This is a genomic window from Bradyrhizobium amphicarpaeae (assembly GCF_002266435.3).
GTDB lineage: Bacteria > Pseudomonadota > Alphaproteobacteria > Rhizobiales > Xanthobacteraceae > Bradyrhizobium > Bradyrhizobium amphicarpaeae.
In genome coordinates, this window is the sequence record NZ_CP029426.2 from 4901368 (window position 1) to 4920667 (window position 19300).

General features: G+C 66.4%; 15 protein-coding genes. 6 read left to right on the plus strand and 9 right to left on the minus strand.

What is annotated here, in order from left to right; translation table 11 throughout:
• Positions 1-102: 102 nt before the first annotated feature.
• The 3 genes from CIT40_RS23105 to CIT40_RS23115 all read left to right on the plus strand — a co-directional run bounded on the left by CIT40_RS23105 (position 103) and on the right by CIT40_RS23115 (position 2807).
• Positions 103-981 carry a response regulator transcription factor gene (locus CIT40_RS23105; protein ID WP_244611829.1) on the plus strand — a complete coding sequence of 293 codons (879 nt, stop codon included), beginning with the start codon at positions 103-105 and terminating at the stop codon, positions 979-981.
• Positions 978-2342, plus strand: a complete 1365-nt coding sequence (locus tag CIT40_RS23110; RefSeq protein WP_094895813.1) for a sensor histidine kinase — start codon at positions 978-980, stop codon at positions 2340-2342. The genes CIT40_RS23105 and CIT40_RS23110 overlap by 4 nt, the downstream gene beginning before the upstream one ends.
• A gap of 195 nt (positions 2343-2537) precedes the next feature.
• Positions 2538-2807 carry a hypothetical protein gene (locus tag CIT40_RS23115; RefSeq protein ID WP_162307627.1) on the plus strand — a complete coding sequence of 90 codons (270 nt, stop codon included), beginning with the start codon at positions 2538-2540 and terminating at the stop codon, positions 2805-2807.
• Between the two features lie 52 nt (positions 2808-2859).
• On the opposite strand, the gene CIT40_RS23120 is transcribed toward CIT40_RS23115, so the two are convergent.
• The 3 genes from CIT40_RS23120 to CIT40_RS23130 all read right to left on the minus strand — a co-directional run bounded on the left by CIT40_RS23120 (position 2860) and on the right by CIT40_RS23130 (position 5287).
• The gene (locus CIT40_RS23120) at positions 2860-3216 is read right to left on the minus strand and encodes a hypothetical protein (RefSeq protein WP_162307628.1); all 357 of its coding nucleotides are present in this window, start codon (positions 3214-3216) and stop codon (positions 2860-2862) included.
• 339 nt (positions 3217-3555) lie between these two features.
• A complete protein-coding gene (locus CIT40_RS23125; protein ID WP_094895816.1) occupies positions 3556-4152 on the minus strand; it encodes a DUF2147 domain-containing protein in 597 nt (198 codons plus the stop codon).
• Between the two features lie 106 nt (positions 4153-4258).
• Entirely contained in the window at positions 4259-5287 is a 1029-nt protein-coding gene (locus CIT40_RS23130; protein ID WP_094895817.1) for an NAD(P)/FAD-dependent oxidoreductase, read from the minus strand.
• 182 nt (positions 5288-5469) lie between these two features.
• On the opposite strand from CIT40_RS23130, the gene CIT40_RS23135 reads away from it, so the two are divergent.
• On the plus strand, positions 5470-5937 hold the full coding sequence (locus tag CIT40_RS23135; protein ID WP_094895818.1) for an acyl-CoA thioesterase: 468 nt from the start codon (positions 5470-5472) through the stop codon (positions 5935-5937).
• A gap of 75 nt (positions 5938-6012) precedes the next feature.
• On the opposite strand, the gene CIT40_RS23140 is transcribed toward CIT40_RS23135, so the two are convergent.
• Positions 6013-6333, minus strand: a complete 321-nt coding sequence (locus CIT40_RS23140) for a 2Fe-2S iron-sulfur cluster-binding protein (protein WP_092213319.1) — start codon at positions 6331-6333, stop codon at positions 6013-6015.
• Positions 6334-6497: 164 nt separating this feature from the next.
• The gene (locus CIT40_RS23145) at positions 6498-6872 is read right to left on the minus strand and encodes an Hpt domain-containing protein (RefSeq protein WP_094895819.1); all 375 of its coding nucleotides are present in this window, start codon (positions 6870-6872) and stop codon (positions 6498-6500) included.
• A 396-nt stretch (positions 6873-7268) separates the two neighbouring features.
• On the opposite strand from CIT40_RS23145, the gene CIT40_RS23150 reads away from it, so the two are divergent.
• A complete protein-coding gene (locus CIT40_RS23150; protein ID WP_094895820.1) occupies positions 7269-13043 on the plus strand; it encodes an apolipoprotein A-IV repeat region-like domain-containing protein in 5775 nt (1924 codons plus the stop codon).
• 1090 nt (positions 13044-14133) lie between these two features.
• Here the strand turns inward: CIT40_RS23150 and CIT40_RS23155 are convergent.
• From CIT40_RS23155 to CIT40_RS23165, 3 genes are read right to left on the minus strand one after another with little or no spacing between them, the layout of a single operon-like run.
• Positions 14134-15009 carry an MlaD family protein gene (locus CIT40_RS23155; protein WP_094895821.1) on the minus strand — a complete coding sequence of 292 codons (876 nt, stop codon included), beginning with the start codon at positions 15007-15009 and terminating at the stop codon, positions 14134-14136.
• Between the two features lie 42 nt (positions 15010-15051).
• Positions 15052-15822, minus strand: a complete 771-nt coding sequence (locus CIT40_RS23160) for an ABC transporter ATP-binding protein (RefSeq protein WP_162307629.1) — start codon at positions 15820-15822, stop codon at positions 15052-15054.
• A gap of 2 nt (positions 15823-15824) precedes the next feature.
• A complete protein-coding gene (locus CIT40_RS23165) occupies positions 15825-16958 on the minus strand; it encodes an MlaE family ABC transporter permease (RefSeq protein ID WP_094895823.1) in 1134 nt (377 codons plus the stop codon).
• A gap of 133 nt (positions 16959-17091) precedes the next feature.
• Here CIT40_RS23165 and dgcA point away from each other — a divergent pair, with 133 nt between their 5' ends.
• Positions 17092-18087, plus strand: coding sequence for an N-acetyl-D-Glu racemase DgcA (dgcA, locus tag CIT40_RS23170; RefSeq protein WP_094895824.1), 996 nt, complete (start codon positions 17092-17094; stop codon positions 18085-18087).
• Here the strand turns inward: dgcA and CIT40_RS23175 are convergent.
• On the minus strand, positions 18057-19253 hold the full coding sequence (locus CIT40_RS23175) for an MFS transporter (protein WP_094895825.1): 1197 nt from the start codon (positions 19251-19253) through the stop codon (positions 18057-18059). The two genes, dgcA and CIT40_RS23175, sit on opposite strands and share 31 nt — an antisense overlap.
• Between the last annotated feature and the right edge of the window lie 47 nt (positions 19254-19300).

Genomic DNA, 19300 nt, shown 5'->3' on the forward strand with positions numbered 1-19300 from the left:
TGATCAGGAGCCCAGCATGTGGTCCGGCAAAGTTGCCCCAAGATTGCAGCGGGCCAGCACGCCTGCGACATTGCGCGCCTCGGAGGGGGCGCCGGATCAACATTGCCCGAACATTGCAGCAACGTACGCGCGCGCCGAAATTTCGGCCGGCGGCGCATCGAAGAGCCTGGATCGCTGCCTTTTATTCGCCAAGCTCGCAGCCTTAAAGGGAACCTCACGCACGAACCGAAACGCCGGACTTCGGCCAGGCAGCGTCAGGTCGGGGGCTCTGTTACCCCTGAGAAGTCAAGGACGACCCGCGTGCGCTCCCTCGTGATCGAAGACGAACCGCAGATCGGCGCCTATGTCAGCCGCCTGCTCGGGCAATTGCACGGCATCGTCGATCTCGTCGGATCGATCGCCGATGCGCGGCACGCGCTGGACAATTTCAAATACGACCTCGCGATCGTCGACCGTATGCTGCCCGACGGAGACGCGCTGCAGGTGGTCACGGCGCTGAGCCGGTCGCCGGAGCGCCCCGCGATCATCATGCTGACTTCCAAGGACGCCAAGGAGGACGTCGTCGATGGCCTCAACGGCGGAGCCGACGATTATCTCGGCAAGCCGTTCGAGCCGCAGGAATTGATCGCGCGGGTGCGCGCCGTGCTGCGGCGACCCCGGCTGCTCGCGCCGTCGGTACTGTCGCTCGGCAATGTGGAGCTGCATCTCGGCAGCAACGAGGCGGTGGTCGCCGATACGAAGATCCTGCTGCGGCGGCGCGAAGCGCTGATCCTCGGCGCGCTGCTGATGCGGCGCGACCGCGTCATCACCCGCGCCGCGCTGATCGAGGAGATCTACGGCTTTGACGACGAGATCGAATCCAACACCCTGGAGGCGCAAGTTTCACGCCTGAGGAAGAAGCTGGCCGAACTTGGCGGCGACGTCGAGATCCGCAGCATGCGGGGCATCGGGTATATTCTGCGGCTGGCCACCCCGCGATGACGTCAATCGCCCGAACGTTCGCGATCTCGCTCGGGATCGCCGCGACCACCATCTTCCTGATCATGCTCGGCCTCTTCATCTGGCGCTATCCAACGGAGGAGCGCGAGTTCAGGGCTTGCCGGGTCGTGGCTGCCGTTCTCGATCGCGCCACCGTGATCGAAGGAAAGAACCTGACGGTGCGGCCGACTCCGGCCCTCGACGAACTGAAGGCCGACAGCCCGAACCTCTGGTACGTCATATCCGCCGGCGATCTGGTCAGCGAATTCGGCAGCGAACGCCGGCCGGCACTTCCCTTCGCGTTTCCCTATCACGGGCCCGTCGGCTCATCCGTCTTCAACACGCTCGACCAGAAGAGCACTTTTTGCCTCTCCGTCGTGCAACGGGGGTCGTTGCAGCTCGCGATGATGGTCGGCGAGCCTCGGGTTCGCTTCGGCCGGATGGCAAGAAACTTCCTCATCAGGAGCGTCTTTTCGATCACGCTGCTGGCGCTGGCCTTTGCCGCGACCGTTGCGGTCGGCGCGGCGCTGGCGGCGCGGTTCGTCTCACGCGGCATCGAACGGGTGGCGCGCCGCGCGCTCGCGATCGATCCATCAGCGCCGCAAGGCTTGATATCCCTGTCGGAGGTCCCCTCCGAGCTGAAGCCCTTGGTCGAGGCATTGAACCGCGCCTTCGGCGAGATCGACGCCTATATCCGGATGCAGCGCCGCTTTCTCGGAAACGCCGCCCATCAGCTTCGCACGCCGCTCACGCTGCTGCGCGCGAAAATCGAGGACGTGCCGGAGCCTGCGCTCAGGGCCGAATTGGTGCGCGACGTCAGGCGACTGACCTCGCTGGTGGCGGCCATGCTCGACCTGGCCCGCTTGCAAAATCATGCGATCGAGAAACGACCGATCGACCTAGCGCAAATCACGCTGGACGTACTGGCCGACTTCGGCCCCTCGGCAATGGACGCCGGCATCGAGCTGGCGCTGGACCAGGCCGAGAAGGGTCCGCTCCTGGTGCAGGGCGTGGACGCCGCGATCCGGAGCGCACTTGCCAATCTCGTCGGCAATGCGCTGATCCACGCGCGCGGCGCGCGCCGCATCGTCGCCACGCTGGACCGCGACGGCGTCTCGATTCATGACGACGGCGCAGGCCTGCCCGATGGCGTGGAGAACAGAACGATCGAACCGTTTCAGACCGGCAACACAGCCGGCGACGGCGCAGGCCTCGGCCTGTCCATCGTCCGCGAGATCATGGCGGCCCACGGCGGCGAGCTCATCATCTCGTCCGCTCCCGACCGCGGCACGACCATGCGCCTGCGCTTTCCGGTGAACGCCGCACCGACCATATCTGCGGGGCTGGAATTGCAGGCAAGCTAGCTGCGCGCTGCGCCGCTCGAAGGCACGAAACCGTCCGGAAACATGGACACGGAAAACTTCGTCGCTGTTTCGTGCTGTCGTATCACGCAATCAATGGGTTCGCTTGCGGACACACGAATGTTCGCACACGAGCGAACCTCTTTCTGCATCGTCACGACCAAACCTCCGATTGACATCTTCAACGGAGATTTTCCAATGCGTGTTCTCACAATGATTGCCGTCGCCAGCGCCGTGATTGCGAGCTCGACCGGTGCTTTCGCGGGTGAGCTTCCGTCTTACGAAGTGCAGTCGTTGCCGATCTCGGCGACGCAGGTGCAGGTGCTCGGCGGCGCCGGCGTCGAGGAGCAGTCGACCGCGCCCTCGATGATCATCGCCGGCATGCCCGCCTCGCCCGCGCAGGTTTCGGTGCTGTCGCCACGCCTGAAGCGGCTTGCGAGAGCGGGTTCGGGCGGCGAAGCGCGTTGAGCCTCCTTATCGCTTGCGGCGCCTGCCTCCGATGCAGGCGCCGTAAGCGTTTTCAGGTCATGCTGCCCGGCATGAAGCAGCGCACCCGCGGATGGCCGTCGATATAGTGCTTCCACACCATGGTGCGACCGATCTTGTTCGGCTCGGTGATGACGGCACCGTCGGGCACCACGACCCACTCATTGTCGAGATGCACGCGGTAACGCCCCTGACTGGACTCCCAATCGACGTCGGCGACGACATAGCCGTCCGCATCCGTGCAGCATTGCCCATATTCGCTATGCAGGCTCTCGAACCAGGGTTTCAACGGCGAGTTGGCGTAGCGTCCGTCATCGCGCGCCAGCGCCGATGTCGTCACGAACGCGGCGAGGCCCAGCAATGGCGCCGCATATGATCTTGCAGCTCGCAATCCTGAAAGTCGCAATCCTGTAAGTCGAAATCTTGCAAGTCGCATGTCGTCTCCGCGGGTCGCATGAGCGCCGCGTGGGACAATGCGCACTGCCCGCCTTCCGCAACTCGGCGAAAGGCGCGGAGGGCAGCGACTCATTCCCCCAGCAGCTTTGCGGATAGCTATGCAAATCCGGCGCCAGCATGCATTCCCGGGCAACTACTGGAGCCCGCCCGCGGCGCATTGGTCTTTCGGCGGAGATGGCCGCCGCCGACTTTTCGCCTTCCCCGCCTGCGCGCGGAAGGACGACGATGTGTGGAGCGATTGCCGATCAGGCGGCCCAGCGTTCGATGGACACCCTTACTGCTTGGGCGCCGGCGCCATCATCATGCCGCCGCCCTTCTTCGCCGCGGGTGCCGCCGGCTTGGTGGCCGGGGCCTGTGGGGGCAGGTATTTCGCGACGATGGCGGGATCGACCTGGGCGATGTTGGCGTCAGGCAGGCGCGTCCAGGTCTCGTCCTTGCCGAGCAGCGCGATGCCGAGATAGCCGCGCAGGGTCAGGGTCTGGCCGTCAGGACTGACCTTCATGTTGGCCTTCCAGATCTGGCCGTCGCGCGGATTGAGAACGTTGCCGCCTTCGTACTTCAATCCCTCACGCTTCATGTTGCGGACGAAGGAGATGCCGAGCACCGGCGCGTTCTTGCGATCGTCGGTGCACTTGGCGCAGATCTCGTTCGGATCGTCGCCGGGCCGCGGGAAGGTCTTTGCAATCACGCCTTCGAAGATACCGTTGTGGTCGATGAAGAGAAACCATCCGACCGTCTTGCCGTCTTCGACCTTCTGCCAAAGGCCGGCCGCCGTGGGCTCTGCGGGTTGCGCCGCAGACGGCGTCACCGTCGCGAGCGACAATGCGAGCGCGAGAAAGGGAAGCAGCCGAGAGCTGAAAAAAATCCGCATCAGATCACCTTGTTATTCCACGACCGGAATGGCCGCAGACTACGGCGATTTCGCGAACCGTTCCAGCACCAGAAACATGGGGCATTGCCCTCCCGGCCCGCCGCCGTCAGTTGACACCGAGCTTCTTTTGCAGGCTGGAGGACGAGGTCGTGTACTGGAACACGAGCCGCTTCTCCGGATAGACGTAGCGATGGGCTTTTTGCGACATCAGCGCGCCCTCGTGGAAGCCGCACAGGATCAGCTTGATCTTTCCGGGATAGGTGTTGATGTCGCCGATCGCGAAGATGCCGGGAACATTGGTCTCGAACGCCGACGTCTCGACCGGCACCAGATTGTTCTCCAGCGCAATGCCCCAATTGGCGACCGGGCCGAGCTTCATGGTCAGCCCGAAGAACGGCAGCATGGTATCGCAGGCAATGTCCGCGACGCTGTTGTCGTTGCCCTTGATGGTGGCGCCGGTGAGCTTGCCTTCGGCGCCGGAGAGCGCGGTGACCTGGCCGAGCCGGAGATCCATCTTGCCGCCGGCAACCAGCGCGCGCATCTGCTCGACGCTGTGGGGCGCGGCGCGAAACTCGTCGCGCCGGTGCAGCAGCGTGATGCGCTTCGCGATCGGATGCAGATTGAGCGTCCAGTCGAGTGCGGAATCGCCGCCGCCGACCACCAGCACGTTCTTGTCGCGGAACGTCTCCATCTTGCGCACGGCGTAATGGACCGAGGTGCCTTCATAGGCCTCGATGCCCGGCACCGGCGGACGCTTGGGCTGGAACGAGCCGCCGCCGGCCGCGATCACCAGCACCTTGCATTCGAACACCTTGCCCGCATCGGTCGTGCAGCGAAACAGGGGATCGCCGATCTTCTCGACGGTCTCGACCATCTCGCCGAGATGGAAGGTCGGATGGAACGGCTTGATCTGCTCCATCAGCGCATCGGTGAGGCCCTGCCCCGAAACCTGCGGAATGCCGGGAATGTCGTAGATCGGCTTTTCCGGATAGAGCTCGGCGCACTGGCCGCCGACCTTGTCGAGGATGTCGACGAAATGCGTCTTCATGTCGAGAAGGCCAAGCTCGAAAGCGGCAAACAGACCGCAGGGGCCGGCACCAATAATCAGCACATCGGTTTTGATCACATCGCTCATGTCGTCTCTTTATCGGTCGTTATCGGTTGGACGGCGCCCGGCGGGCAGAGGTGACCCTGCCTGTCTAGCCAACGGGGATGGATCAGGGAAGGCATAAAAGCGGGAGCGCCCCGCAGCCGCGCCCACTTGCCGGGTCAGGATAACTGGGCTGTAACGAGCAAGGATATGACGGAGATCAATCGGTGAACGCACCAAGCCGCCTCGATACGACGCCGCGCCTGGAGGACTATCCCTTCCGCCTCAGCGACAACGTCCGCTTCGGCGATCTCGATCCCAACCAGCACGTCAACAACGCGGTCTACGCCACCTATTTCGAGACCGGCCGCGTCACGCTGATGAAGCTGCCGGAGTACGGGCTGACGCCGCCAGGGCTCGCCTGGATCATGGTGCGACTCGACATCCATTTCCGCGCCGAGCTGCACTGGCCCAATGCGATCGAGCTCGGCCTCGGCGTCGTCAAGCTCGGACGGACGTCGGTGACCTTCGAGCAGGTGGTGTTCTCGCAAGGAAAGTGCATCGCCTCGGCGATGTCGGTCGGCGTCATGCTCGACGAGGCGACGCGGCGGCCAGCGCCGCTCAGCGCGGAGATCGTCGAGAAGCTCAGACCCTGGCACAAGCGCGGCATCGAGGTCGCGACGCCGAACACCTAATTCAGTTTGGAAGAGGCTAGCCCGCAAGGATCGGGCATATCAGGATCAGGCGTATCGGGATCAGGCGTATCAGGATCAGGCCTGGCGTTCCGGCGTCGCCACGACGAGACCGTCGAGTTCGTCGGAGACCTTGATCTGGCAGGACAGGCGCGAATTCGGACGCACGTCGAAGCCGAAGTCGAGCATGTCCTCTTCCATCGGCGTCGGGCCGCCGACCTTCTCGCGCCAGGCTTCGTCGACATAGACGTGGCAGGTCGCGCAGGCGCAGGCGCCGCCGCATTCGGCCTCGATGCCGGGAATGCTGTTGCGGATCGCGGCTTCCATCACGGTTGCGCCGTTCTCGACTTCTACCGTGCGGGTTTCGCCCTTGTGGTCGACAAAGTGAATCTTGGCCATGTGTGCTCGTGCTGCCGCGGTGCTGGGAATGAAGGAGGGTCCGGGCTGTCCTATAACGGGTCGATCAGGCCGGCGCCATAGGGTTTTGAGGCGAAGTGAATCCCGCTTTGCGGGAAGAAAACGCGTCAAAACAAGAGACTACGGTCCGGCTCGGCGGCGTGGCCTCAAGCCTTCAGGATCGTCTCGATGGCGACGCGGGCCTCGGTCACCGCCTCTTTCAACGCGGCCAAGGCGTGGCGCTGGTCATGGCCGGTCTGGATCGCGATCTCCAGGCTTGAGGCGGCATCCGCCACCGCGAAAGCGCCGATCCCGCGGGCCGAGCCCTTGAGCTTGTGGGCCAGTGCGCCCGCCTCGGCCGGCAACGCCGCCATCGCCGCGACCAGGCGGACCGCCTGCTCGGCAAACATGGCCAGCACTTCCTGCTCCAGCTCCGAATCGCCGAGCGTCATCCGGGAGAGATGGTCGAGGTCGAGCGGGCTGTCGATGGGTGCGAGCGGGGGCGAGGGCATCCAGTCCATCCGTTGCAGTTCAGGCGTCATGGCGCAGGCCCCGGCATCGCGCGACGGTTCCGCCGGTTCGGCGGTGAGTTCGCCTCACCCAAGCATGGAAATGGTTAATGAAATGTTTGGGGTCTTGAACGCAAATCTGCCGGTTTATTGACGAAAAGTTGCCGCAATCCGTCGAGTCCGGTGGAGAATTGCATTTATTGCTAAGGCGTTACGGCGCGATCCTGTTAACGATGATTAAGATTGTCTTAATCGCAGGCATTTCATTCGCGACGCTCTGCCAATAGGATGTTGCGGAAATTGGCGGACAAGCCGTCCGGGTGGGGATGGCTCGGAGATCCGCGCAAGCGGCATGATCCGGTCTGTGGGCTTGCGTAGCGCGCAGGGCTCGCGGGGGACGCGTACAAGTAACGAGGGCTCGGACTGAACATGGCGAACACTCCGAAAAAGGTCAAAGACCCCACAGAAGTTGCGCTTTCTGCGATCCAGGAAGCCCTGAACATCAGCGACACGGCTGCCGACACCAGCCGCAACGCCGCGATGCGCAACGAAACCGCGCCTTCAGTGGCGCCGCCGCCCCCGATCTTCGACGAGCCGAGCTTCGAGCCGCGTCCTGCCGCCAACGAACGGGCAAATGTGTTCGACCAGGTCGAGGAGCCGCGCGCTTCGCGCCGCGCCGCCAATGACGACCGCGAGACCATCGGCCAGCTGCTCCAGGCGTTGCAGACGGGTCGCCCTGCCCGCAGCATCTACACCGGCGCGACGATCTTCACCGTCATCTGGCTCGCGGCTTGCGCCGCGCTGACCGTCGGCTTCCTGCCCTCGATCCAGGCCGCCATGGGCCAGAGCGGCGGCGTGCTGGCCATCGCCGGCCTCATCACCATGTTCTTCGCGCCCATCATGCTGTTCTACTTCCTGGCGAGCCTCGTCTGGCGCGGCCAGCAGATGAGCTCGGTTGCCCAGGCGATGGCGCAGGTCGCGATCCGCTTCTCCGAGCCGGAAGGCTCCGCCTCCGATTCCATGGTCACGGTCGGCCAGGCCATCCGCCGCGAGGTCGCGGCGATGGGCGACGGCATCGAGCGCGCCATCGCGCGCGCCGGCGAGCTCGAGACCCTGGTCGCCAACGAGGTCGCCGCGCTCGAACGCGCCTATTCCGACAACGAGGTGCGCATCCGCGCCCTGCTGCAGGACATCGCGCACCAGCGCGACAATCTGGTCGGCCAGGCCGAGCAGGTCCGCAGCGCCATCTCCGGCGTGCAGATCGATCTGCGCCACGACATCGCGCTGATCTCGGATGCGATCGCCTCGCGCGTCGACGAGGTCGCCAAGTCCATCACCGGCGCGCTGGAAGAGCGCGGCGCCCACATCACCGGCGCGCTGAGCAATGCCGGCGACAACATGATCCTGGCGCTCGGCGAGCGCGGCGGCGACCTGCTCGACCGTCTCGAGGAAGCCAGCAACGAGACCACGCGCGCCGTGCTCGACGCCAGCGAGCGGCTGACCACCAGCCTCAACTTCAAGACCGGCCACGTCCACGACGAGTTCGTCGACCTCGCCGACCGCGTCCACGAGATGCTCAACGAGCGCATCGACCGCATCACCGGCGAGTTCGAGCAGCGCTCCGCCGCGATCGTCGACGGCATCTCCGAGCGCACCGAGCAGGTGCATGACAGCCTGAAGAACTCCTCTGATTCGCTGCTGCTCGAGCTCGAGCTGCGCTCCAACGACCTCTCCGCCAAGATCGACGACGCCGGCAACCGCCTCGCCGGCCAGATCCTGACGAGCGGCGACAAGGCGAGCGAGGCGCTCGACGCCACCGTCAACACCCTCGTCGCCAAGGTCGTCAGCCAGACCGAGACCGCGCACGATTCGCTGTCGCTGCAGATGAGCGCGTTCGACGAGCTGGTGCGGAACCAGGGCACCGAGCTGGTCGAGAAGTTCGCCCGCGACAGCGGTACGCTCGGCGCGCTGATCACACGCCACATCTCCGAGTTCGACCGCACCGTGAAGACCTTCGGCGGCGAGATCGTCGAGCGCATGGGCCAGCGCACGCAGGACATCCATGACTCGCTGAAGACCTACGTCGACAATTTCGACACCCGCTTCACCGCCAACGGCGGCGAGATCACCGCCATCCTCGACCAGCGCCTGGTGCAGTTCGAGACCACGATCGGCGAACGCGTCAGCAATTTCGACACCTCGCTGAACGGCAAGATCGCCAGCCTCGACGGCACGATCGACGGTCACATCAAGACCTTCGACGAACAGCTCGTCGGCCGCGTCGCCGCGCTCGAACAGTCGTTCGACACCCGCGCGAAGTCGGTCACCGACACGATCGACAACCGCCTCGAAACCCTGACGACGACGCTGACGGACGGCGCCACGCAGGCGATCCAGTCGATCGACTCCCGCCTCACCCACCTCACGACGTCGCTGACCGATGGCGCATCCCAGACCATCCACTCGATCGACACGCGACTGACCCATCTCACGACGACCCTCACCGGCGGCGCGAGCCAGGCGCTCGAGTCCATCGACTCCCGCCTCACCTATCTCTCCACCGCGGTGACGAACGGCGCCTCGCAGGCGGTGCAGTCGATCGACACGCGTCTGACCCTGCTGACATCGACCCTCACCGACGGCACCGCGCAGGCGATCGAGGCGGTCGACCGCCGCATCACCGGCGTCACCGAGATGATCGACGGCCGCAGCACGCATCTGACCGACACGGTCACGGCGCGCTTCCAGGAGATCCATCAGGCCATCGAGACCAAGGTCGGCTCTGTCGCCAGCGACATCGACGTGCGCGTGGCGCAGTTCGAGGACCTGCTCGGCTCGCGTGTCGAGGCCGTCGCCGGCCGCATCGAAAGCAGCGGCCGCCAGGCCAGCGAGGACATGATGTCCCGCGCCGAGATGATCTCGACCGCGATCCGCTCGCATGTCGAGGACGCCGAGCGCTCGCTCACCAACCTCGTCGTCAACACCAGCGAGACGATCCAGACCGGTGCGCGCACCGCCCAGCAGTCGATGATGACGGTCTCCTCCGACGTCAACGCCCAGCTCAAGATGACCTCCGCCGAAGTCGAGCGGGCGCTGACCGCGGTCGGCACCGGTGCGGCAAACTCGATCCTGACCAGTGCGCGCGAAGCGCAGTCGACCCTGGTCGGGGCGTCGGGCGAGGCCTCGAACCAGATCAAGGGGCTCGCCGCCGACGTCGAGCGCACGCTGTCCGCGGCCGGTTCGGCGACGGCAGCCTCGATCCTGGCCGGCGCGCGCGAGGTGCAGACCACCCTCGTCACGGCGTCGTCGGACGCGGCCAACCACGTCAAGACGCTCACCGCCGACGTGCAGCGCTCGCTGTCGCTGGCCGGCACCACCACGGCGGAATCGATCACCGCCGGCGCCCGCGATGCGCAGAGCGCGCTGATCGCGGCCTCGAGCGAGACCGCCAACCAGATCAAGGCGCTCTCCTCCGACGTGCAGCGTTCGCTGACGATGGCCGGCACCTCGACCGCCGAGATTCTCACCAGCGGCGCACGCGAGGCCCAGAACACGCTGGTTGCCGGCTCCTCGGATGCCGCGGCCCAGGTCAAGTCGCTCACCGCCGATGTGCAGCGCTCGCTCTCGATGGCCGGCGCCACGACCGCCGAAACCATCACCGCCGGCGCGCGCGAGGCCCAGAACATGCTGGTCACGGCGTCTTCCGAGGCGGCCAACCAGGTCAAGTCGCTCGCGGCCGAAGTGCATCGTTCGCTCTCCCAGGTCGGCCAGTCGACCGCCGAGACGATCACCACCAGCGCCCGCGACGCCCAGAGCACCCTGCTCACGGTTTCGGCCGAACAGACCAGCCAGGTTCGTTCGCTCGCGGCCGAGATGCAGCGCGCGCTGGCAACCGCCGGCGGCGCCACTATCGAGGCGCTCACCAGCGGCGTGCGCGAGGCCCAGGGCACGCTGATCTCCGCCTCGACCGACGCGGCCAGCCAGATCAAGTCGCTGACCACGGACATCGAGCGCACGCTGACCGCGGTCGGCGCCGATACCGCCTCGACCATCCTCGGCAGCGCGCGTGAGGCCCAGATCTCGCTGACCTCCACCTCGGCGGATGCCGCCAGCCAGATCCGCACGATCTCGACCGAGATCGAGCGCACGCTGAGCGCGGCCACCGCGAACGCGACCAATGACATCCAGACCAGCGCGCTCAACGCCCAGAACGCGCTGATCACGGCCTCCAACGAGGCCAGCTCGCGGGTCAAGTCGAGCTCGTCCGACGTCGAGCGTTCGGTGCTCGCCGCCAGCTCCAGCTTCGGCCAGGCCATGACCGGCAAGACCGACGAGATCGTCACCTATGTCGCGCAGCAGGCCGACCGCCTGTCGAACATGATCGACGCCAAGCGCGGCGCCCTGGTCGACGCGATCGGCTCCAAGACCAGCCAGCTCACGCTCGACATCGACCGCGTCACCTCGGACGCGCTGAAGTCGATCGAGACGCGCGGCCAGGCGTTCTCGCAGACCATGATGGGCAACGGCTCGGAAGTCGCCCGCACCATCAACGCGGCGAGCGAGATCGCCACCAGCGCGGTCGGCAAGTCGCTCAAGGACCTCGAGCAGGCCTCGCGTTCGGCGATCGACCAGTCGCGACAGGTTTCGATCGCGGCCGTCACCGAGATGCAGGAGACCAGCAAGATCCTGCGCACCGACACGGTCGCTCTGTTCGAGCGCCTGCGCGAAGGCAACATCCTGCTCCAGGAGGTGCTGACCGGTGCGCACGACAACCTCAACTCGCTCGAGCGGGCGCTGGTGACGCGCGTCGCCGACTTCGTCTCGGCGATGAACGACGTCACCTCGCGCAACGGCGCGGCGACGCAGAACCTCGAAGAGCAGCTCAACGTCTTCAACAGCAAGACCACGAAGGCGCTGCAGGATCTCGGCGAACTCTCGACCCAGTTCGACGCGCACGGCAAGGCCCTGGTCGACGCCGCCCAGGTCGTCGAGCAGAGCAACAAGAACACCACCGCCTCGCTCGCCGAGCGCAAGCAGGCGCTGGAATCGCTCGTCACCACGATCGACCTGCGCACGGCCGATCTCGACCAGCGGCTGTCGCGTTTCACCGGCCTGCTCGATGAATCGCTGGCCGCCGCCGAAGAGCGTGCCCGCGACATCGCCCGCGTCGTCGCCGAGACCGCCGGCGCAGGCTCCGCTGCGATCACCCGCCAGTTCGAGGCGGTGCGCGTGGCGTCCGAGGAGGAGCACCGCCAGACCATCGAGTCCATGCACGACATCTACCGCCAGACCACGGACGAGGCGGATGCGATGTTCAAGCAGTCGGCCGAGAAGTTCGGCAACCTCGTCTCCAGCATGAAGCAGATGGCCTTCGAGATGCACAACGAGCTCGAAGCCACCCGCAACGAGCTGCGCCGCGGCGTGCTCGAGATGCCGCAGGAGGCCGCCGAGAGCACTGCGCAGATGCGCAAGGTGATCGTCGACCAGATCGAGGCCCTCGCCGAGCTCAACCGCATCGTGGCCCAGCATGGCCGCGGCCTCGACGTCACCACGACGGGCCGCGCCTCCGTCGCCGTCCAGCGCCAGGAGGAGCCGATCATGGCAAGCGCGGGCGGGCGTGGCGCCGAGACCCGCATGCGCGACACCGGCAGCGCGTCCACGCTGCCGCCGCCGGACCTCGGCATGCCGGCCGCGCGCCGCACCGAAGCGCCGCCGGTCGCGCCCGCCGGCAACGACCAGGGCCGTGACGGCTGGCTGTCGGACCTCCTCACCCGGACCGACGCCAATCAGGGCGCCCCGACCGGCCGTGAGGCTCCGCGTGGCCGTGCGGCACCCGCGCCGCAACCGCAGGCGCCGCAAGGTGGCGGCAATCCGCTGGAATCGCTGTCGCTCGACATCGGCCGGCTGATGGACCGCAACCTCGCCGCCGAAATGTGGGACCGCTACCAGCGCGGCGAGAACAAGGCCTTCACCAAGCGCCTGTACACGCCCGCCGGCCAGAAGGCCTTCGACGAGGTCGCCCGCAAGTACCGCGCCGACCGCAACTTCAAGGGCACGGTCGACCGCTACGTCGCCGAGTTCGAACGCCTGCTCGACGAAGTCGCCCGCGACGGCCGCGGCCCGCAGGAGCTGCGCAGCCACCTGACCTCGGAGACGGGCCTGGTGTACACGCTGCTGGCGCATGCGGCGGGACGGCTGGGGTAAAGCGGCAAGTCCATCGCGAATGAGAAAACGGAGGCCTCGCGGCCTCCGTTTTTGTTTGAGCGACCTGGAACTCCGAGTGGGCGCACGCGCACACTCATCGATCCGTCACCCTCAGATGCCCATCCTGCGAAGCAGGACGGGCCTCGAAGGGCGACAGCCCGGATGCACCGGGGCCGTGCATCCTTCGAGGCTCCCCATGCGCCGCGAGGCGGCGCACGGCTCGCGCCTCAGGATGACGGATCGGCGAGTGGAGCTGGCGTCCCGGACCAATACTTCTCCATCATCAATGCCGACCCCTCTCCGTCACCCTGAGGTGCCCGTCCTGCGAAGCAGGGCGGGCCTCGAAGGGCGACAGCCCGGATGCACCGGGGCCGTGCATCCTTCGAGGCTCCCCATGCGCCGCGTGGCGGCGCACGGCTCGCACCTCAGGATGACGGATCGGCGAGCGGAGCTGGCGTCCCGGACCAATGCTTCTCCATCATCAGTGCCGACCCCTCTCCGTCACCCTGAGGTGCCCATCCTGCAAAGCAGGACGGGCCTCGAAGGGCGACAGCCCGGATGCATCGGGGCCGTGCATCCTTCGAGGCTCCCCATGCGCCGCGAGGCGGCGCACGGCTCGCGCCTCAGGATGACGGATCGGCGAGCGGGGCTGATGTCCCCGACGAATGCTGATCTGCCATCAATGCCGACCCATCTCCGTCACCCTGAGGTGCCCGTCCTGCGACGCAGGACGGGCCTCGAATGGCCGACAGCCCGGATGCATCGGGGCCGTGCATCCTTCGAGGCTCTCCATGCGCCGCGTGGCGGCGCACGGCTCGCGCCTCAGGATGACGGATCGGCGAGTGGAGCTGGCGTCCCGGACCAATACTTCTCCATCATCAATGCCGACCCCTCTCCGTCACCCTGAGGTGCCCGTCCTGCGAAGCAGGGCGGGCCTCGAAGGGCGACAGCCCGGATGCACCGGGGCCGTGCATCCTTCGAGGCTCCCCATGCGCCGCGTGGCGTCGCATGGCTCGCGCCTCAGGATGACGGGATCAGCGCCGGTGAGGAAAGGGATCAGGGCCGGTGAAGGAAACGGCTACCGCGCCTCCTACCGCCTCGGCGCCGGCGCCTGCCTCGGGGGCTCGGGCGGCGGAGGTGCAGGCGGCGGGGCGCTGCTGTTGCTGGCGCCGAACAGCACGCGGGTCGGGTTGCGGTCGAAATTGTTCACGGCGCGGCTGATGTCGCCGAGCGTGCGGCGGCCGTCGGCCATCAATGCGCCGGAGCGCTTGTCGAAATCGTCGGCGAGTTCGCGGATCGACTTCACCGCCTGGAACAGTTCGCCGCCGTCCTTGCCGCCGGCCAGCGTGTTGAGGCCGAGCATGAGATTGTCGGCCTTGAGCATGACGCCGTCGACCTTGCCCATGATGACGTCGATCTTCTCGGAGTTGCGCGCCAGAGAGCTGGTGAAGGTCTCGAGGTTCTTCAGCGAGTTCTTCACCGACTCCTGATTGTCGGCGACGATCTTGTTGATGTTCTGCAGCGTGCCGCGGATCGCCTCGGTGACGTCCTGCAGCTTGTTGGGGTCGGCGGTGAGCGTCGGGATGCCGTCCTGGTCGAGCGGCGGCGGCGGCGCGGCCTCGTCGCCGCCCTTGAGCGAGATCGCGGCGACGCCGGTGAGGCCCTGGAATTCGAGCCCGACCAAGGTGTCCTTGCGGATCGGGGCGTTGTTCTCGATCATGGCGAGTGCGACAACCCGCCGCGGATTGTCCAGCTTCACCGAGACCACCTCGCCCACCCGGATACCGTTGAAATTGACGCTGCCGCCATTGCGCAGGCCCGCCGCCGGGCCCTCGAACACGACGCGCAGCGGGCTGCGCTGCTTGGTGGTGTGCAGCGACTGGAACCAGAGCACGAAGCCGATCGCCGCGGCGAACACCGCCAGCGTGAACGACCCGATCAAGACGTAGTTTGCCCGCGTTTCCATCAGGTGCTCCGGCTACTCATCACAGCTTCTCAACCCAGCTACTCACCCCATGACCGCGCGGGCGCGCTTGCCATGGAAATACTGCCTCAGCCAGGGATGTTGCGAGGCCTGCATGTCGGCGATCGACCCTGCCGCAATGATCTTACCGTTGCCTAAAACGGCGATGCGGTCACATGCGGTGTAAAGGCTGTCGAGGTCGTGCGTTACCATGAAAACCGTCAGCCCCAAAGTGCGCTGGAGCGTCCTGACCAGCTCGTCGAAGTCGCCGGCGCCGATCGGATCGAGGCCCGAGGTCGGCTCGTCCAGGAAGACGAGGTCGGGATCCAGCGACAGCGCGCGCGCCAGCGCCACGCGCTTGATCATGCCGCCCGAGAGTTCCGAGGGAAAGCGCTCGGCAACCTCTGGCTTGAGGCCGACCATGGCGAGCTTGGCCATGGTGATCTCGTCCATCAGACGCTGCGAGACGCGCAGATATTCGCGCATCGGGAACTGGATGTTCTGCCGCACGGTCAGCGAGGAGAACAGCGCGCCCTGCTGGAACAGGACGCCCCAGCGCCGTTCCACGTTGCGGCGCTGCGGCGTGTTGGAGGAATCCAGGTCGACGCCGAACACCTCGATCGAGCCCGCAACCTTCGGCACCAGGCCGATGATGGTGCGCGTCAGCACGGACTTGCCCGCGCCTGACGGACCGACGAAGCCAAGGATCTCGCCGCGCTTGACGTCGAGGTTGAGGCCGTCGAGCACGCGCGTGGAGCCGAACTGCACGGTGATGCCGCGGACGCGGATGATGGGATTTTGAATTTCGCCAGCCATCGTCACATCCCGATCGCGGCGAAGAAGATGGCGAACACGCCGTCCATCACGATGACGAAGAAGATGCCCTTCACCACCGAAGCGGTGGTGTGCTGACCCAGCGATTCCGCGCTGCCCTGCACGGCGAGGCCCTCGACGCAGGCGACGATGCCGATCACCGCGGCCATCACGGGGGCCTTGACGATGCCGACGATGAAATGGTCGATCGAGATGGCGTCGCGCAAGCGCAGCAGGAAGGCCTCGGGCTCGACCCCGCCATAGAGCCAGGCCACGAGCCCGCCGCCATAGAGCGCGGCCATCGCGCCGAGGAAGGCCAGGATCGGCAGCGCCAGCACCAGCGCCATCATGCGCGGCAGCACCAGCACCTCGATCGGGTCGAAGCCCATGGTGCGCAGCGCGTCGATTTCTTCCCGCATCTTCATCGAGCCGAGCTCGGCGGTATAGGCGCTGCCCGAGCGTCCCGCGACCATGATCGCGACCAGCAGCACGCCGATCTCGCGCAGCACCAGCACGCCGAGCATGTCGACCACGAAAATGTCGGCGCCGAATCTGCGGAAATGGAAGATGCCTTGTTGCGCGATGATGCAGCCGATCAGGAAGGTGATCAGCACGATGATCGGCACCGCGCGCCAGCAGACCTGCTCCAAATGATGCACGGTCGAGGTCAGGCGGAGCGAGCGCGGATGGATCAGCACGCGAAACCATGCGGCGAGCACGGCGCCGAGCATGTCGAGCAGTCCCGCCATCGTGCCGCCGACGCCGGCCACGGCCCGGCCGATCTGCTCCAGCATGCCGGTGATGGTCACCGAGCCGCTGTCGACCACGGCGGTCGCCTTGACCCGCCGCACCTCGTCCACGAGGCTGGAATAATTGGCGGAGAGACCTGCGATCTGCGCCTCGACCGCTCCTTGCGTCAGGCTGCGGCGCAGCCGCTCGATCAGCCAGGCGCCGAAGGTGTCGAGCTTGGCGACCTCGGAGACGTCGATGAAGATGCTTTGCGGGCCGCCGGCGAGTTTCTCGGCGTCGGCCACCATCCGCTCCAGGACCGGCGCGAAGCTCGCGGTCCAGGTTCCGGTGGCGCAGAGTGCCAGCGCATTGCCCTTGGCAATCCGTTCCAGCTTCGGATCGCTATTCAAGATGTCCGCTCCCGTAGGGGGCGGAGAAAATCAGAGTGTTGCGCACGCGCCCTTACCCAGAGAAGGTATCCCCAAGTGGTTAATGTTAGTTGCTAGAGGTAACCAGCAGGTTCAGATTTCGCCAGAGTTCAAAATGACTTCCATGAAATTTGCTTCCCTGGCGGCGCGAATCGAGCGCTTCCCGATCGCCGGTAGCTTCACCATCAGCCGGGGGGCCAAAACCGAGGCCGTGACTGTCGTGGCCGAGGTCAGCCGGGACGGGCTGACCGGCCGCGGCGAGTGCGTGCCCTACCCCCGCTATGGCGAGACGCCCGAGGCGACGCTGGCCGCCATCCAGGCCATGCAGCAGGCCGTGGCTGATGGCCTGACGCGGCAAGCCCTCCAGGCCGCCATGGCGCCGGGGGCGGCCCGCAATGCCCTGGATTGCGCCCTGATCGACCTGGAGGCCAAGGCGGCGGGCCTGAGGGCCTGGAACCTGCTCGACCGCCCGGTGCCGGGCGAGCGCACCACGGCGTACACGATTTCGTTAGGGACCCCCGAGGCCATGGCCGCCGCGACCGCCAGGGCGGCGCACCGGCCCCTGCTCAAGATCAAGCTCGGCGGCGAAGGCGATCCGGATCGGATCATGGCGGTGCGCAAGGCCGCGCCCGAATCCGAGCTGATCGTGGATGCCAACGAGGCCTGGACCGAGGCCAATCTGGCGCACAATCTCGCCGCCTGCGCCGCCGTCGGCGTCACGCTGGTGGAACAGCCCCTGCCCGCGGGCCAGGACGAGGCGTTGGCGCGGATCAGGCGGCCGCTCGCGGTCTGCGCCGACGAGAGCGTGCATGACCGCTCGTCGCTCGCTCCCTTGCGCGAACGCTACGACGCCGTGAACATCAAGCTCGACAAGACCGGCGGCCTCACCGAGGCGCTGGCGATGGCGGACGCAGCGCAGGCGCTCGGCTTCGAGATCATGATCGGCTGCATGGTCGCGACCTCGCTGTCGATGGCGCCTGCGATGCTGGTGACGCCGCAGGCGCGCTTCGTCGATCTCGACGGCCCCTTGCTGCTGGCGCGCGACCGCGATCACGCCCTGCGTTATGACGACAGCCTGGTCTATCCGCCGGACGCTTCGCTCTGGGGATGAGGCATGAGCCGGTGCCGCGCCGACCAGATCAGGAGCGCGCCGGCCGCGGCCATCGCAGCCATCACGTAATACACGCCATCGCCGATACGGGCGTAGATCGCGCCCGACGCGATCGAGGTCGCAGCGCTGAGCAGTCCGCTGCACGCGGCGAGGTAACCCTGCCCCCGCGCGATCTGATGCGAAGGCACGCGCTGCACCAGGAGATTCATGGTGCCGACGACGGTCATGCCGAAGCTGAGGCCGTGGCCGAGCTGGACGATCGCAAGCAGCGCGAGCGGCGGCTCGTTGGCCGTGACGATCCAGCGCAGCACGGCGCTGAGCCCTCCGATCGCGATCATGGTGGACGGATGCAGCGAGAAGCGCGGCGACAGCGCGAACACTGCGATCTCCGCGATCACGCCCAGCGTCCACAGCCCCGCGATGGTCAGCCCGCTGATCCCATGGAGCTGCCAGTTGATGGCCGAGAAGGTGTAATAGGCGACGTGGCTGCCCTGGATCAGCGCCGCCGAGACGATCACGGCCCAGAAGCCGGCATCGCGCAGCAGCGCCTCGCCGGCATGCCTCTCCGTCGTCTTGCGCCCGACCTCGTCCAGCGGACGAAGCAGCAGGCCGGCTGCGACCGCAACGACCGCCCATGCGACGATGACCCAGATCAGATCGCGCGCGGCGATGTGGTCGACGAGAAAGCCGCAGGCGAGCGAGCCGGCGGCGAAGGCCGCCGAGCCCCACAGCCGCAAGGGTCCGTAATCGAGCCCGTAACGGGCGACGCCGCGCAGCGCATAGGCATCGGTCAGCGGCATCGTCGGCGTCCACATCATGCAGGTCAGCGCGTAGATCAGGAACAACGCGAGCGGCTGCTGCTGCAGGCCGACCGCGGTAAAGCCGATCGCGGTCGCCAGCACAGAGACCATCATGCCGGCGCGAATCGCATGTCGCTTTTCGGCAAAGGCGGTCACTTGCGGCAGCGTGGTGAAGCGCGTGATCGCCGGCAGCGCGTTGATGAGGCCGATCCAGGCCGCGTCGACGCCGATCGCCTTCAGCCACACCGGGAAGAACGGCAGATGCGTACCCGAGACCGCGAAGACGGCCGAATAGAACAAGGCGAGGCTGACGGCGAATCGCCGTTTCGCCGATGCTGGCGTGGGGATTTGTGATTCGGGTGCCATCAAACCAATTGCGATTCGGTCGATATCGTGGTGATCGTTACTGTAAC

Coding starts and splice junctions, on each gene's coding strand:
- CIT40_RS23145 (WP_094895819.1), bottom strand. CDS start 6,872: ATGACGCCTGAACTGCAACGGATGGACTGGATGCCCTCGCCCCCGCTC.
- CIT40_RS23155 (WP_094895821.1), bottom strand. CDS start 15,009: ATGGAAACGCGGGCAAACTACGTCTTGATCGGGTCGTTCACGCTGGCG.
- CIT40_RS23125 (WP_094895816.1), bottom strand. CDS start 4,152: ATGCGGATTTTTTTCAGCTCTCGGCTGCTTCCCTTTCTCGCGCTCGCA.
- CIT40_RS23115 (WP_162307627.1), top strand. CDS start 2,538: ATGCGTGTTCTCACAATGATTGCCGTCGCCAGCGCCGTGATTGCGAGC.
- CIT40_RS23175 (WP_094895825.1), bottom strand. CDS start 19,253: ATGGCACCCGAATCACAAATCCCCACGCCAGCATCGGCGAAACGGCGA.
- CIT40_RS23160 (WP_162307629.1), bottom strand. CDS start 15,822: ATGGCTGGCGAAATTCAAAATCCCATCATCCGCGTCCGCGGCATCACC.
- CIT40_RS23140 (WP_092213319.1), bottom strand. CDS start 6,333: ATGGCCAAGATTCACTTTGTCGACCACAAGGGCGAAACCCGCACGGTA.
- CIT40_RS23110 (WP_094895813.1), top strand. CDS start 978: ATGACGTCAATCGCCCGAACGTTCGCGATCTCGCTCGGGATCGCCGCG.
- CIT40_RS23150 (WP_094895820.1), top strand. CDS start 7,269: ATGGCGAACACTCCGAAAAAGGTCAAAGACCCCACAGAAGTTGCGCTT.
- CIT40_RS23130 (WP_094895817.1), bottom strand. CDS start 5,287: ATGAGCGATGTGATCAAAACCGATGTGCTGATTATTGGTGCCGGCCCC.
- dgcA (WP_094895824.1), top strand. CDS start 17,092: ATGACTTCCATGAAATTTGCTTCCCTGGCGGCGCGAATCGAGCGCTTC.